This window comes from Streptomyces sp. V4I8, from assembly GCF_041261225.1.
In the GTDB taxonomy this organism is placed as follows: domain Bacteria; phylum Actinomycetota; class Actinomycetes; order Streptomycetales; family Streptomycetaceae; genus Streptomyces.
On sequence record NZ_JBGCCN010000002.1, the window covers coordinates 231,660 to 244,621 of the forward strand.

10 protein-coding genes and 2 pseudogenes are annotated in these 12,962 nt (G+C 66.0%); 7 read left to right on the forward strand and 5 right to left on the reverse strand.

Annotated elements, in window-relative coordinates; genetic code table 11:
* Positions 1-216 precede the first annotated feature (216 nt).
* Positions 217-591, forward strand: a pseudogene (locus ABIE67_RS47140) (single-stranded DNA-binding protein); the annotation flags it as partial.
* A gap of 394 nt (positions 592-985) precedes the next feature.
* On the forward strand, positions 986-1,411 hold the full coding sequence (locus ABIE67_RS47145) for an STAS domain-containing protein (RefSeq protein WP_370270343.1): 426 nt from the start codon (positions 986-988) through the stop codon (positions 1,409-1,411).
* Between the two features lie 283 nt (positions 1,412-1,694).
* Here the strand turns inward: ABIE67_RS47145 and ABIE67_RS47150 are convergent, their stop codons facing one another.
* Positions 1,695-1,931: a chaplin family protein gene (locus tag ABIE67_RS47150; RefSeq protein ID WP_370270348.1), complete on the reverse strand. Its 237-nt coding sequence runs from the start codon at positions 1,929-1,931 to the stop codon at positions 1,695-1,697.
* Between the two features lie 2,263 nt (positions 1,932-4,194).
* Here ABIE67_RS47150 and ABIE67_RS47155 point away from each other — a divergent pair.
* Positions 4,195-5,535 carry an IS701 family transposase gene (locus ABIE67_RS47155; RefSeq protein WP_370252197.1) on the forward strand — a complete coding sequence of 447 codons (1,341 nt, stop codon included), beginning with the start codon at positions 4,195-4,197 and terminating at the stop codon, positions 5,533-5,535.
* Positions 5,536-5,679: 144 nt separating this feature from the next.
* Entirely contained in the window at positions 5,680-5,961 is a 282-nt protein-coding gene (locus ABIE67_RS47160) for an STAS domain-containing protein (protein WP_370270352.1), read from the forward strand.
* A 476-nt stretch (positions 5,962-6,437) separates the two neighbouring features.
* Here ABIE67_RS47160 and ABIE67_RS47165 read toward each other — a convergent pair whose 3' ends face one another.
* Positions 6,438-6,638: a hypothetical protein gene (locus ABIE67_RS47165; RefSeq protein ID WP_370270356.1), complete on the reverse strand. Its 201-nt coding sequence runs from the start codon at positions 6,636-6,638 to the stop codon at positions 6,438-6,440.
* Positions 6,639-6,972: 334 nt separating this feature from the next.
* On the opposite strand from ABIE67_RS47165, the pseudogene ABIE67_RS47170 reads away from it, so the two are divergent.
* A pseudogene (locus ABIE67_RS47170) lies at positions 6,973-7,365 on the forward strand (transposase); the annotation flags it as partial.
* A gap of 67 nt (positions 7,366-7,432) precedes the next feature.
* On the opposite strand, the gene ABIE67_RS47175 reads toward ABIE67_RS47170, so the two are convergent.
* Positions 7,433-8,752 (reverse strand): IS256 family transposase, encoded by a 1,320-nt coding sequence (locus ABIE67_RS47175; protein ID WP_370270360.1) that lies wholly within the window; start codon positions 8,750-8,752, stop codon positions 7,433-7,435.
* Between the two features lie 760 nt (positions 8,753-9,512).
* Here ABIE67_RS47175 and ABIE67_RS47180 point away from each other — a divergent pair.
* Positions 9,513-9,998, forward strand: coding sequence for an RICIN domain-containing protein (locus tag ABIE67_RS47180; RefSeq protein ID WP_370270836.1), 486 nt, complete (start codon positions 9,513-9,515; stop codon positions 9,996-9,998).
* 327 nt (positions 9,999-10,325) lie between these two features.
* On the forward strand, positions 10,326-11,369 hold the full coding sequence (locus ABIE67_RS47185; protein ID WP_370270365.1) for a pentapeptide repeat-containing protein: 1,044 nt from the start codon (positions 10,326-10,328) through the stop codon (positions 11,367-11,369).
* 84 nt (positions 11,370-11,453) lie between these two features.
* Here the strand turns inward: ABIE67_RS47185 and ABIE67_RS47190 are convergent, their stop codons facing one another.
* Positions 11,454-12,287, reverse strand: a complete 834-nt coding sequence (locus ABIE67_RS47190; RefSeq protein ID WP_370270368.1) for a transposase family protein — start codon at positions 12,285-12,287, stop codon at positions 11,454-11,456.
* A 72-nt stretch (positions 12,288-12,359) separates the two neighbouring features.
* On the reverse strand, positions 12,360-12,815 hold the full coding sequence (locus tag ABIE67_RS47195; protein ID WP_370270372.1) for a hypothetical protein: 456 nt from the start codon (positions 12,813-12,815) through the stop codon (positions 12,360-12,362).
* Positions 12,816-12,962: the final 147 nt, after the last annotated feature.

Consider the following 12,962-nt stretch of genomic DNA (forward strand, 5'->3'; position numbering starts at 1 on the left):
AGACTTCTCCTGCAACGGGACTCCCACGCTTGATCGACTCGCTTCGCAACAAGTTGATCTATCAGGAGTCCCGTTGCCTCGTTCTCCCAGGCCCCTTGACAAGCGCATCAAGATCCAAACGCAACGGTGTTGCGGACGATGGCGATACCGGTTCGCCGGATCCCGCCGCAGCCCGGCCGGTAGGGTGGGCGGAGGACCACGTGAGTAGGGGCGGACATGGCGGGCGAGACGCTGGTGACGGTGGCGGGCAACCTGACTGCGGATCCGGAACTGCGGTACACCGCCTCCGGCTTGCCCGTCACCTCCTTCACGGTCGCGTCCACTCCCCGCGTGTTCGACCGCGACCGCAGCGAATTCGTGGACGGTGAGCCGCTGTTCCTGCGCTGCTCGCTGTGGCGCCAGGCCGGCGAAAACGCCGCACAGTCACTCACCCGCGGCATGCGGATCATCGTCACCGGAAAGCTACGGCAGAGTACCTTCGACGACAAGGAAGGCCAGCGCCGCACCACCCTCGAGATCGACGCCGAGGACGTCGCCGTCTCCCTGACATATGCGACCGCCAAGATCACCAAGACCTACCGCCCCGGCGGCACCACCCCCGCTCCCCGCCCGGCCACCGCAGACACAGGCCCAGCCCAGGCAACGGCCCCCACCGAGACCCACCCCTTCTGATCACGGCCCCGCGATCCGCGCGGACGATGACCCAACCGCACCGGCGGCTGCGGAACAACCGCATCATCTGGTGGGGAGTAACGGGGGGAAGACGCTGTGGCTGCCGCGTCCGGCTGGCTCTGCCCGGCGCGGGGACAGAAAAGCCCCTGGTGAGGCCACCCCTCCCGGAGGGTAGGTTTTCCACAGGACGGTGACGGCGGCCCGCTGGTGCGTACCCATGGCGCCGTGGATGATCCGCGAAGCGAGGGGTGGTCCCTGTGCACGGCCCCACCGCCCCACCGCCCCACCGCCCCTGACTGTAGAGGTGGTCGACGTGTCGTACGTGGTCCTCGTGCGGGTCCACGGCAAGCTGGACGTGAGCACCGCACCCCAACTGGCCAGAGCCCGCCGCCCGCTGGAATCACGCCCCTGCGAACTCGACCTGGCCCAGCTCGCTTTCATGGACTCCACCGGCCTCGCACTGCTGCTGACCCACCAGCGCCGCGCAGGCAGGCACGGCGGAAGCCTGCGCGTCGTGCCCCGTCCCCCGCCGTCATACGCGTCCGCGACCTCACCGGAACCACCACCGTCCTGCTCACCCACCCCGACCCTCCACACCCCTGACAGCGCACCGGCACCGGACACCACCGCCGACCCGGCCTGCAGACTGCGCCCTCTACCGGCTGACAGTCCAGCACCACAAGACCGGCCCGCTACACCCGTGCGGCGCTCGACGTCCCCGACGACGCGCCTGCCCTGATCGCCATCGAGGTCGCTGTCGGCCGGACCGCCCCCCGGCGGCCCGGCCGACAGATCCCACCGAAGGCGACCGCAAGCCGCCACGGGTTCATGAGCTGGCCCAGGTGCGGTGGCGAAGGACCGGAGCCTGCCGGTAGTTGACCGAAGCATCGTCTACGCTGGACACAGCCGTCCTGGTGGTCATCCCCCGTACCACCGGGACGGCCCTCGCGTCCGGCCAGCTCTGCGCCGCGACATGCCCGAGCACTCGCCCACCAGGCCAAACACTTGTCAGAGGCACGTAGCTAGCGGTTGACGCAGACGTTGCCGACCGCGGGGTTGAGAAGCCCGATGACGCTGACGGTGTTGCCACACACGTTGACAGGCACATGTACGGGCACCTGAACCACGTTGCCCCTCAGCACTCCGGGAGAGCCCCAAGCAGCGCCCTGAGCACCGGCATGGGCAGATGCGCCGCCCGCACATCCGAGCACTGCGGCAGCAGCGAGAGCGGTCGCAGCCAGAGTGATACGCACACGCATCGTGTTCTCCTTCACTGAGAGGGGGCAAGTCGCCCGATAGCTCTCCCAGCAGACGGCGGGAAAACACTGATACAGACACAGCGAGGAGAAACCACACGTTCAGTTAGAAGTGCCTTCATTTCAGACATGACACCCGTCACGATGTGGCGGCGGGTGAACCCCGAAGAGATCAGGCGCGGCCGGGTTCAGCTTCCCGCCCTGTCGGCGGCACTCGTCTCGTGTCGACGACCAGGCTGCAGGACCACCTGGCACTCAGATCGTCCCGCTGGACTTGCGGAACCACGCACCAGAAAGCTTCTTCCAGCTCCTGGGCCACCCTCCGCACGTGAGCCTTGGTCGTGTCCCGCGACGTGGTGTAGGGGATCAAGCGCTACGCCTTCCGGTTCGAGGCTCATAGCGATCTATGCGGAGGCGGCAGCCCAAGAAGCGTGCTGATGAGGTGAGTTGGACACGGGAACGGGCTGAGCCATGTCCCTGGCCTGCGGGTTCCGGTGTCTTGATCCCCTACACCACGTCGCGGGACGCCATCTGAGCCTTGGTCAAGCAGGACACCCGGACGGTGACGCCCCGGGGCGGTCCTGGGGCAAGTCCCGGGAGGTCACCGCTGGCAGCAGGACCGGACACGCTGACGAAGAACCGCCAGTGCGTGTCTTCAAGCCCAAACTGCTGCTCTAATGCCGACACGAGCCGGTGATGACTGGCCAGGCAGGCGTGCACGGCCCGGGCGACGGCAAAACTCCCAGAGAGGACGTCGATCCGAGCGGTACCAGGCGCCGCCATGTGGGGGACATTCATGCCCGCTATGGTGCGCTGTGACGGTCGGCTACCGCCCTGCCGCCGGCACAGACCACCCGAACAGGGCACCCGCCGGACTCTCAGCGCCCGCCCGTAGAAGGCCACCCAGCCCGGCCGGGTCGCGATGATGGGGATCTTGAATTTCCCGGTGATCCCCATCACTGGTTGGTGAGTGGGGCCGTATTGCTATACCTGCTCGTCCGCCCTGGCTGGACACCCGTACTCAGCGTTACCGGATAGTGGGAACGTCTCACTACCTAGAAGAGGCTCCTGTTGACGCGTGTAGGCGCCTTGAACAGGGACTTCATGCTGATGGCTCCGCCGCATGCGCCCAGCGGCTCCGACATGGCCTTCACCTAACGTCACCTCCCCTGCGTAGGGTCGGGGATCATGGCTCAGATCCCCGTGGATGAGGACGGCAACCGGCTATGCCTGTGGTGCGGTGCACTGATCGCCGGACCGCACCCACGCGTAAGCCGTTGGCGGGCCTACTGCACGCGCACCCACCGCAAGTTCGCGCGGACGTACCGCGAGGCAATGGCCCTGCGGCGCATGGGGTACGCCCTGACTCCGCATCGGCTCGGGCCGGGAGGAAACGGCGTGACAACAGGCCGGGCTCGTTGGCGTCGTGCCGTACGGCATGTCGGACTCCTGAGTGGGCGTTTAGGGATGGATTGAGACGCTAAGTCGCTCCTGCGGCCAACACCCTTCGGGGTGATTCGCGCCTTACATGCGCCTTCACGGCATCCCGGGTGCCGATCCGGTCGCCCGTTTGATCCGCTCCTCAGCGCCGAATTCCGTCTGGTCTAACAACGGGTTGGAAGCTTCCTGTCTGTCGGTAACTTCCAGGCGTTTCAGGCCGCACGCGTTGGCGATAAATGTGGCAAAACATGTTGAAACGGTCGGCGTGAATCACCATCAAACGCCCACTGAGTGGGCGTTTAGGGATGGATTGAGACGCTAAGTCGCTCCTGCGGCCAACACCCTTCGGGGTGATTCGCGCCTTACATGCGCCTTCACGGCATCCCGGGTGCCGATCCGGTCGCCCGTTTGATCCGCTCCTCAGCGCCGAATTCCGTCTGGTCTAACAACGGGTTGGAAGCTTCCTGTCTGTCGGTAACTTCCAGGCGTTTCAGGCCGCACGCGTTGGCGATAAATGTGGCAAAACATGTTGAAACGGTCGGCGTGAATCACCATCAAACGCCCACTGAGTGGGCGTTTAGGGATGGATTGAGACGCTAAGTCGCTCCTGCGGCCAACACCCTTCGGGGTGATTCGCGCCTTACATGCGCCTTCACGGCATCCCGGGTGCCGATCCGGTCGCCCGTTTGATCCGCTCCTCAGCGCCGAATTCCGTCTGGTCTAACACGGCAGCTGTAGTTCTTGATCGTTGGCGTGTTCGTGCTGGTCAACGGGGGTGCGGGGGCGGCCGAGGGTAGGGGGACGGCCACCGTGATCATGAGCGTTTGTGACGACGATCAAGGAACAGGTGGCCGTGGAGGCCACGATAGCCGGGCAGGAGTGGACGGCCGCGTTCGGGGCGGTGATGGCCGAGGTCGCTGACTGCTTCCCGCGCCGGGAACCGCGCCTGCTGGCGCGGGAGATGACCGAGGGCATGCTGATGGAGCTCGATACGCGCAACTGCTGGACGCTCGGCGAGGCGCTGGGGCACTCGGGCCCGCACCGGCTGCAGCACTTCCTCTCCCGTGGTGTGTGGGACCACGATCTGGCCCGCGACCGGCTCATGACCTGGGCGGCCGGTGAACTCGCGGACGACCAGGCGGTGTTGATCGTGGACGAGACCGGTGATGAGAAGTCCTCGACCGACTGCGTGGGAGCGGCCCACCAGTACTCCGGGGCGCTCGGCGGTATCGGTCTGTGCCAGGTCTCCGTCCACCTCACCTACGCCTCGGTAAGCGGGCACACGCTGATCGACCGCGCCCTCTACCTGGGCGCCGGGTGGGCCGCCGACGAGGAACGCCGCCTGCTCACCCACGTCCCCGACGAGACCCTGTTCGCCACCAAGCCACAGCTCGCGGCCGCCATGCTGCAGCGTGTACGTGCCCTGGGGATACCGGCCCGCTGGCTGGCCGGCGACGAGGTGTACGGCGGTCGCGAGCTGCGACGGCATGCACGGGCACTCGGCCTCGACTACGCCCTCGCGGTCCGCGCCGACCACCGCGTCACCACCCCAGCCGGCCGCTTCACCGCCACCGAACTCGCCGCCCGCTTACCCCGCCGCACCTGGATGCGCATGCGTACCGGCCACGGGACCAAGGGCGACCGTCACTACGACTGGGCCATGATCGGCGTCCTCGCCGACGACACCCCCGAAAGCACCGGGCCGGGCCACTCCTACCTGCTGGTGCGCCGCCACCGCTACACCCGCGAACTCTCCTTCTACCGCTGCCACTCCGCAACCGCGGTCACCATGGCCACCCTGGTCGATGTGGTGTGCTGCAGATGGAAAATCGAAGAGGACTTCCAGGCCGGAAAATCCGACTGCGGCCTGGACGAGGGCCAGACCACCTGCTGGAACTCCTGGATGCGCTGGAGCCTGATCAGCATGCTCGCCGCAGCCATCCTGGCCGTCACCCAAGCCCGCGCCGCCGCCCAGACACCCAGCGGCCCACTCGCCCCCTCAAGCACCCGCGAGCTGCTGCGACTCCTACGCGCCACCGCCCTGCGCCCTCCCCGCCGCGACCTGGAGCACCTCCTGCACTGGTCCGCATGGCGCCGCCACCATCAACAGCAAGCCACCGAAGCCCACCGCCGCTGGAACAACATCACCGCCGCAGCAACCACCTGACCAGCAACAATGACCAACCGATCAAGAACTACAGCTGCCGTGTCTAACAACGGGTTGGAAGCTTCCTGTCTGTCGGTAACTTCCAGGCGTTTCAGGCCGCACGCGTTGGCGATAAATGTGGCAAAACATGTTGAAACGGTCGGCGTGAATCACCATCAAACGCCCACTGAGATTCAGGCGCATACCGATGCCGCGACCACCCGGTCGGGCGTCCGCGTGATCGTGGACCTGCGGCCGGTGGAGTTCCTCGACTGCTCCACCCTCGGCCTGCTCTGCCGGACCCGACGTCGGGCCCTCGAACGCGGCGGCCAGCTGACCCTGGTCTGTGTCCGGCCCTGGCACCTGCGGATCCTCAAAGCCGCCGGACTCCACACGCTCTTTGCGCTCCTTGCCACCGTGGAAGATGCCCTGGAGGGCGGACAGTGACCCGCCAACAGTTCCCGGCGCATACAGAAGTTCAGTCCGGTATCGGCTGAATCGCATGCTGCCCGCACCGCCCCGGCCCGCATACGCTTGCCAGCAGCACCGTCGCCCGTTTCGCCGACTCCGGCCGACGACGGGCTACCGGTCCTTTGCCTTCGGCCCCCAGCCCCCGGGTCACAGTGACTATCCGACCACTGTGAGCGGCTGGAGCCGCATCGCCGACAACGCAGCTCCAGCCCTTCGTCCTCCCCAGCCCTGCTTCGAGCCCGGGATGAACTCCCGCACACCCCGGGAAGGGTGGGAAGGACGGTCAGTGCGAGGCGGCGATGTGAGGGGAGCCAGCGCCGTTCTCGCACCGCGCGGCCGCCGCCGGTGCTCGCCCGCATCCGGCGGCGGCCGTTCACGACTTCATCATCAGCAGCCCCGGCATCCACTTCGACTGCCAGCAGTGATCCCCAACTACAGGCTGCTTGCGTCCTTCACGGCTCCCGGCCCGGGTCGGATTCCCGCAACGCTGTCCGCATCGCGCCGAGCGCGGTGAGATCGGCACCCGCCACGAACTGCTCAAGCAAGACACCAGCCCGCCAGTGCTTCCTACTGCGGACTGCCTCCACGATCTCCTCAACCGCCCGACACCGGGCCTCGCCGAACGGCGTGTACCTTGCGGCATCGGCTGCCATCAGACTGCCTCCTCGCACTGCCCAGTGTCCTCCTGTTCGCCCCGCCGGCGTGCCGCTTGACGACACTGGCGAAAACAGGCGCCAGCCAAGTCGAGTCATTTCGTCACCTACGAAGCCATTCATGCGGATAACGAAGACCCGCTCGCCAGCACACCAACCAGACAAGCTGTCATGTCGGCATCAGACACAGGCACTCAACTTGTTCTTTTTCTTCCAGATTCGAATGAGGGCCCGAACGGGGTCACTCACCTGGGAGTTCGTCGGACATGAGGGCGGCCTTCGCTTGATCCTGTGCTCCGTCACAGAGGTACGGGATCAACCGAAGGCCGTTGTTATGAGTGTGGTGTGCCCGCAAGGCCGTGGGGAAGAGTTCGCGGAAGCGTCACGCTTCCGGGGCTCTTTCTACGAGTGCTTGTCCGCTCGGCGGGATGAGCTGTTCGAGCTCACCGACGCCATGCTGTGTGTGGACGGCCCGGTTCTCTCGCCAGTGGATCTGACGCTGGTGCCCGAGCATCGTCGTGGGCATGGCGCGTTGTACGGCGCTCTCAGCCGGGGCCGGATCGATGTCGAGCGGCTGCGCACTTTGCTGGCCGGGCTGCCGCTGCCCCGGTTCGAGGGCGGGCGCCTGGTGCTGGCGGTCGATGTGTCTTCGTGGCTGCGTTCGGACGCGCCGTGCTCGGCAGACCGGCTGTTCTGCCACCGTCTAGAGGTTGTCAATTCCTTTGTGTATGTAGAGGTGTCTGGCCTTGCTGGTCGGGCCTGCGGGTTGGCTACTGTCGGTGATCTTGCTGGGGTCAGAGGGGGAGGCGGTCGGGGAAGGCGGGCATGAAGTGGTTCATGGCGCGTTTCCAGCCGAGGGTGCCGGTGCCGCGGACGCGGCCTTTGGGGATGGGACCGTCGCCGTCGATGTGGCGGCCTTGGATGCGGCGGATGCCGAGGTAGAGGAGTTTGACGGCGGCGTCGTCGCTGGGGAAGTGGCCGCGCGTCTTGGTGATCTTGCGGAGCTGGTAGTTCAGGGATTCGATGGCGTTGGTCGTGTATATGACCCTGCGTATCTCGTGGTCGAAGGCGAGGAAGGGGATGAATTCTTCCCAGGCCCGTTCCCAACTGGCAATCAGGCCAGGGTAGTTCTTGCCGTAGTTTGACCGGAGCTCGTCCAGCGCGGTCAGTGCCTCGGATTCGGTGGCGGCGGTGTAGATCGGTTTGAGGGCGGCGGTCACCTGCTTGCGGTCACCGTGCGACACGTATTTCATCGAGCTGCGGATCAAGTGGGTCACGCAGGTCTGGACCAGGGCTTTCTCCCAGACTGTGGTGATGGCGTCGGGCAGGCCTGCCAGCCCGTCGCAGCACACGATCAGGACGTCGCGCAGGCCGCGGTTCTTCAGCTGGGTGAGCACGTTCAGCCAGAATTTCGAGCCCTCGCTGTCCTGCAGCCAGATGCCCAGTACGTTCTTGATGCCGTCCACGTCGACGCCGATCACCAGGTGGGCGGACTTGTTGGTGACCATGCCGCTGTCGCGGACCTTCACGGTCAGCGCGTCGATGTAGAGGATGGGGTAGACGTCGTCAACGGCCCGGTTCTGCCAGGCAGTTATCTCGTCCGCGACCACATCGGTGATCCTGGATACCAGGGCCGGGGACACCTCGCTGCCGTAGACCTCTTTGAGGTGGGCGGTGATGTCGCGGGTGGTCATGCCACGGGCGTACAGCGACAGCACCATGTCGTCGACCTGGGCCAGACGCCGTCGGCCCTTGGGTACGATCACTGGCTCGAACTCCGACCGGCGGTCCCTGGGCACGTCCACCGTGACCGGGCCGGCCACCGTGGTGAGCGTCTTGGGGTAGGAGCCGTTGCGGGCGTTGCCCGAGCCGCGGCCTGCCGGGTCCCCGGCCTCGTAACCGAGATGGTCGGCCATCTCCACCTGCAAAGCCCGCTCCAGCACCGCCTTCATCATCTGCTGCAGCAGCCCGCCGGCCCCGTCAATACCGACCCCGGCCGCCTCCGCATCAGCCAGGAGCCGGTCGATCGCCGCCGGCGATAAAGCCCCCGCCAGCCGCCTCGACGCCTCCTCACGCGGCTCTGCGGACTCGGCGTGCGGGCTGGACTCGTTCATCAGGTCACTCACTGTGCGTCACATTCCTGGTCTCACCCGGGGCCCGACCAGCACCCAGCAAGATCACCCCTTACACAGAGGAGTAAACAGCCTCGGTTCGTGCCATCGAACCTTGACCGCCCTGGTCACCGGGATGCCACAGTTGCTGTCTACTTCGTTCGCACTGCCGGACGGCTCCGCGGTATCGCGGGCACGGGACTCGAACTGTGCAGCATGCGGTCCAAGATGAAGCCCTCCCGTCCCGCCGACCCAGCCGAACAGCGCCCCGAGGACCCGCTCCTGCGCCATAGTCCGTGTCCGGAAGTGCTGCTCCCGACGACAAGGTTTAAGGACTCGACGCTGTCCGTGCTGGCCTCGCCTCACCTGCAACTCCGTCGTTGCTGAAGGCCGCGTCGCCAACTTCGAAGCGGTCGAACAGCAGACGGGAGGTAGGGCCGGTGTCCCTTCTCGTTCGTCAACGCGTAATCCTCGTGGCCCACTCCAAACGCACAACGACCGCCCGCTCCGTGGACGACGATCCCTAGGCGGTCACCCCCCTGCGAGAATCGGACAATGAGCCTCAAGCGCGTTGCTGGAAACAAGCCTTGCTGTGAGACTCGGGGCGCCTGACCGGAGAATTTCGTCGGCGTCTCCAGTGGGCGGCCTCAAGACTCGCGACGCTCGGACTCTTTCCGTCGCACCTACCGGATGCCGTTCGGGCTCTCCGCCAGTCTCCAGCGAGAAACCGGAGAAGCTCATGTCCACACGACGTAGATTGTCCGTGCTCGTCACCGCGGTGTTAGCGGTGCTGGCCCTCTCCGTGGCCGGTGCACCTGCGCAGGCCGCAGGCTTCAGCCCGATCAACGTCTGGAACTCGAGTCACTGTCTCGACAATGCCACCGAGAACGCCGCGAAGCTCCATATGTGGTCGTGCACCGGTGGTTCCGAGCAGAAGTGGCTCGCAGGGTTCAATACCCAGACCGGCCTGTTCACCTTCACCAACCAGCGCACGGGACGGTGCATCACCGCGCCGGCCTCGGGGTCAGGGACGGTCACGATGGCGTTTTGCAACGCCGCCGCGACCACCCAGCAGTGGCGCGTCTTCTTCGCGGACAACCCCAACGGGCCGCCCTCAGGCTGGTACCAGGTCTGGCAGAACGTGTCGAGCGGGCTCTGTCTGTCGACGCCCAGCGTACGAAACGGCACCCTCCTGCAAGCGACGACCTGCGATCCCTCCCACCAGTACTACAGGTGGCACCAGCAGTAGGAGCCCGCAGGACAGGAAACGAGACCATCGAGAGGATCTCAGGTCCTCGGGGCGCTGTTCGGCTGGGTCGGCGGGACGGGAGGGCTTCATCTTGGACCGCATGCTGCACAGTTCGAGTCCCGTGCCCGCGATACCGCGGAGCCGTCCGGCAGTGCGAACGAAGTAGACAGCAACTGTGGCATCCCGGTGACCAGGGCGGTCAAGGTTCGATGGCACGAACCGCTCACTGGTCCATCTTCGGTGGCAATCAGTCAAGGTTCAGTGGCACGGGACATCTCCCGAGGACAGACATGCAACCACTCACGTCTGTCGCGTGTCCCTCAGTTCATGACCTCAGCTGCCGATCCGCCGGACTGGCCGCACTGCGGTGATGGAGCCGACCTGACAGCTGGCGATCCGATCGGCTGCCGCGGTCGGCGCGTGGAACCCTACGCCGCGTGCCTGGCTCACCTCGCTGCCGACCAGCGAGACACCTATCTCGCTGCTCTCGCCCCTGGCAGCGACCTCGATCACCGCGGCACAGAACTCGCGGAGCCCCTCCTCCAACGACTCCTCGACGCTGTATGCGATTCGGATACTCAAGGTCCCAGGATCGGCAACGCCTCATTCGGCTGGGCCACGTTCACTGGCGACGCCAGGTTCAGCTCGGCAACGTTCCTCGGTGATGCCTCGTTCCCCTGCACCATCTTCGCTGGCGACGCCTCGTTCTATTTGGCAACCTTTACCGGTAAGGCCACGTTCGGCTCGGCAACGTTCCACAGCGACGCCTCGTTCGGATACACCACCTTCGCTGGCGACGCCTCGTTCGTTTTGGCAACCTTCACTGGCTACACCGGGTTTTACTCGGCCACCTTCACCGGCTACACCGAGTTCACCTTTGCCACCTTCGCCGACGACGCCAGGTTCGACTCAGCAACCTTCACTGGCAGTGCCATATTCAGAGGAACCACCTTCACCCGCAAGGCCCATTTCGACTCCACCACCTTCACCGACACGGCCTGGTTCGAGTCGGCCGTGTTTGAGCGGTCCCCGCAAATAGGCCCACTGGTATGCGGAGGCGAGCTCGATCTGTCGTCCGCGTCGTTCGGGGGCCCGGTGACGGTCGAGGCGGCTGCACGGCGAGTGGTGTGCCATCGCACACGCTGGTCGTCATCGGCCAGCCTGAGGTTGCGGTATGCCGAGGTCGACTTCACCGATGCAGTCTTCGAGTATCCGCTGAGCATCGCCGCTCACCCCCGCCGCTTCGCCCTGCCCGAGGGCGGGGTGTTGGAGGAAACCTCCTTGTCCGGAGTACCCGCGACTGCACGCATGCTGTCCCTTCAGGGAGTGGACGCAGCCCACATGGTCCTCACTGAGCCTTCGCCAACTTGAAGTTGCTGGTCAAAGGGCTGGTGTGGTCGGCGCTCGGAGTGCTCATGCTGGTCGTGGGCGGAAGCCCTCGGTGAAGATCGTCCGTCAGCGGTTGACTTCGAGGTTCGTCAGGACGAGCAGGGCCCGCAGGAGTTGGGTGGCGCGGGCGGGGTCGGTGCGGAGTTTGGTGAGGGTCCGCCAGTTCTTGAGGTGGGCGAAGCCGTGTTCGACCAGTGCGCGTCCGACGGCGAGGACGCGGTTGGCTACCTTTTGCCCCGGGGTCAGCTTGTGGGTTCGACTGGCCGCGTAGCCGGTGACGATCACGGGGTCGAGGATGTCGTTGTCCAGGCCGCGGAAGCCGAGGTCGGCCAGCGCTCCGAGGCCGGCGGCGCGTAGGTGGGCCAGGATGTGGTCGTGGCGGGCGGCGGTGTTGTCGTGGGTGCGCCCGGGCCGGGCGGCGGATATCCAGATCAGGCGGCCGTTCTCGTCGGTCAGGGCGAGGAAGTGCAGGCCGTGGCGTCGGTGTTTTCCGGAGTAGTTGCGGCGGTCGGCCTTTCCGGTGCGGCGCTGGGTGGGGATGAGGGTGCCATCGATCAGGACCGCTTCCCCGCCCCGCTTGACGATCTTCTTCAGGGCGCGGTCCAGGCGCGGGGCCTGGGCGGCGAGTAGTCCGATCAGTTCGTCGCGCCAGCGGCGGACGGTCGACTCGGAGACGTTGTTGCCGCCGGCCATGTCGGCCAGGCGCTGGTCGTGGCGCAGTATGGCCAGGACGATCACCGCGATCTTCCCGGGCGGCAGGATGCGCCAGCGGGAGCGTATCGCCTTCAGGTGGCGGCGTAGCAGGTCGGCGAGGTGGTTGACGGTGCGCGTGGACAGCGGCAGGCGGCACTGGTAGACAAGCGGGCAGGTGTCCTCGGCGTGCTCTTTGGTTTTCGTCACACAATTCCAACGGCCGCCGGGGACACCGTGGTTACGCCTCTGCTGCCACTGGACCCGTCATGCCGGAGGAGATCACAGGCGGGTGGTGAACCGGCCGTCGGGTTGTTTGCGCAGCCAGCCGCGGTCGGTGAGTCTGATCAGTTTGCCGCGCAGCGGTTCCAGTTTGGACTTCACGCTGACGTCTACTCCCAGCGTTTCGCCTACTTGCCGGGCCGTGACCGGTCCGCCGGCTTGGCGCACGACGGTGAGGATGCGCTGGTAGTCCGGCGGGAGCATGGTCTCCTGTGTGTCCGGGCCGCGGTGCGGGACGAGCATCACGGCCCGCCCCGCCACCTGACCCGGCGCCGGGGAGATTGAGGCGCGATCACCTGCGATCTCTTCGCTCACTCGCTCGAGGACTCTCTCGGCGACGGCGAGTTCGTCCCTCTCGGATCGAACCCTGGCCAGCTGCTCGGTCAGCTGTTCTTCGAGGTCGTCCAGTTCCGCACGGCGGGCGGTGATCCGTTCCAGCAGTTCGGGATCCAGCATGCAGCGGATGGTAAGGGGCGGTCGGACTACCAGGGGCACGAACCCAGAAGATGCTGCTGGACCCGTCGGCGGCATCGTGTCACAGCGGGGGCTGGAGGGCTTGCCTGGTGTTCTGATCCGATGAACTCGCCAAAGCGTCCGGTTAGG

Bases quoted from the DNA above. Each gene is read 5' to 3' on its own strand.
- ABIE67_RS47150 (WP_370270348.1), bottom strand. From the start codon at position 1,931: ATGCGTGTGCGTATCACTCTGGCTGCGACCGCTCTCGCTGCTGCCGCA.
- ABIE67_RS47165 (WP_370270356.1), bottom strand. From the start codon at position 6,638: ATGGCAGCCGATGCCGCAAGGTACACGCCGTTCGGCGAGGCCCGGTGT.
- ABIE67_RS47175 (WP_370270360.1), bottom strand. From the start codon at position 8,752: ATGAACGAGTCCAGCCCGCACGCCGAGTCCGCAGAGCCGCGTGAGGAG.
- ABIE67_RS47185 (WP_370270365.1), top strand. From the start codon at position 10,326: ATGACCTCAGCTGCCGATCCGCCGGACTGGCCGCACTGCGGTGATGGA.
- ABIE67_RS47195 (WP_370270372.1), bottom strand. From the start codon at position 12,815: ATGCTGGATCCCGAACTGCTGGAACGGATCACCGCCCGCCGTGCGGAA.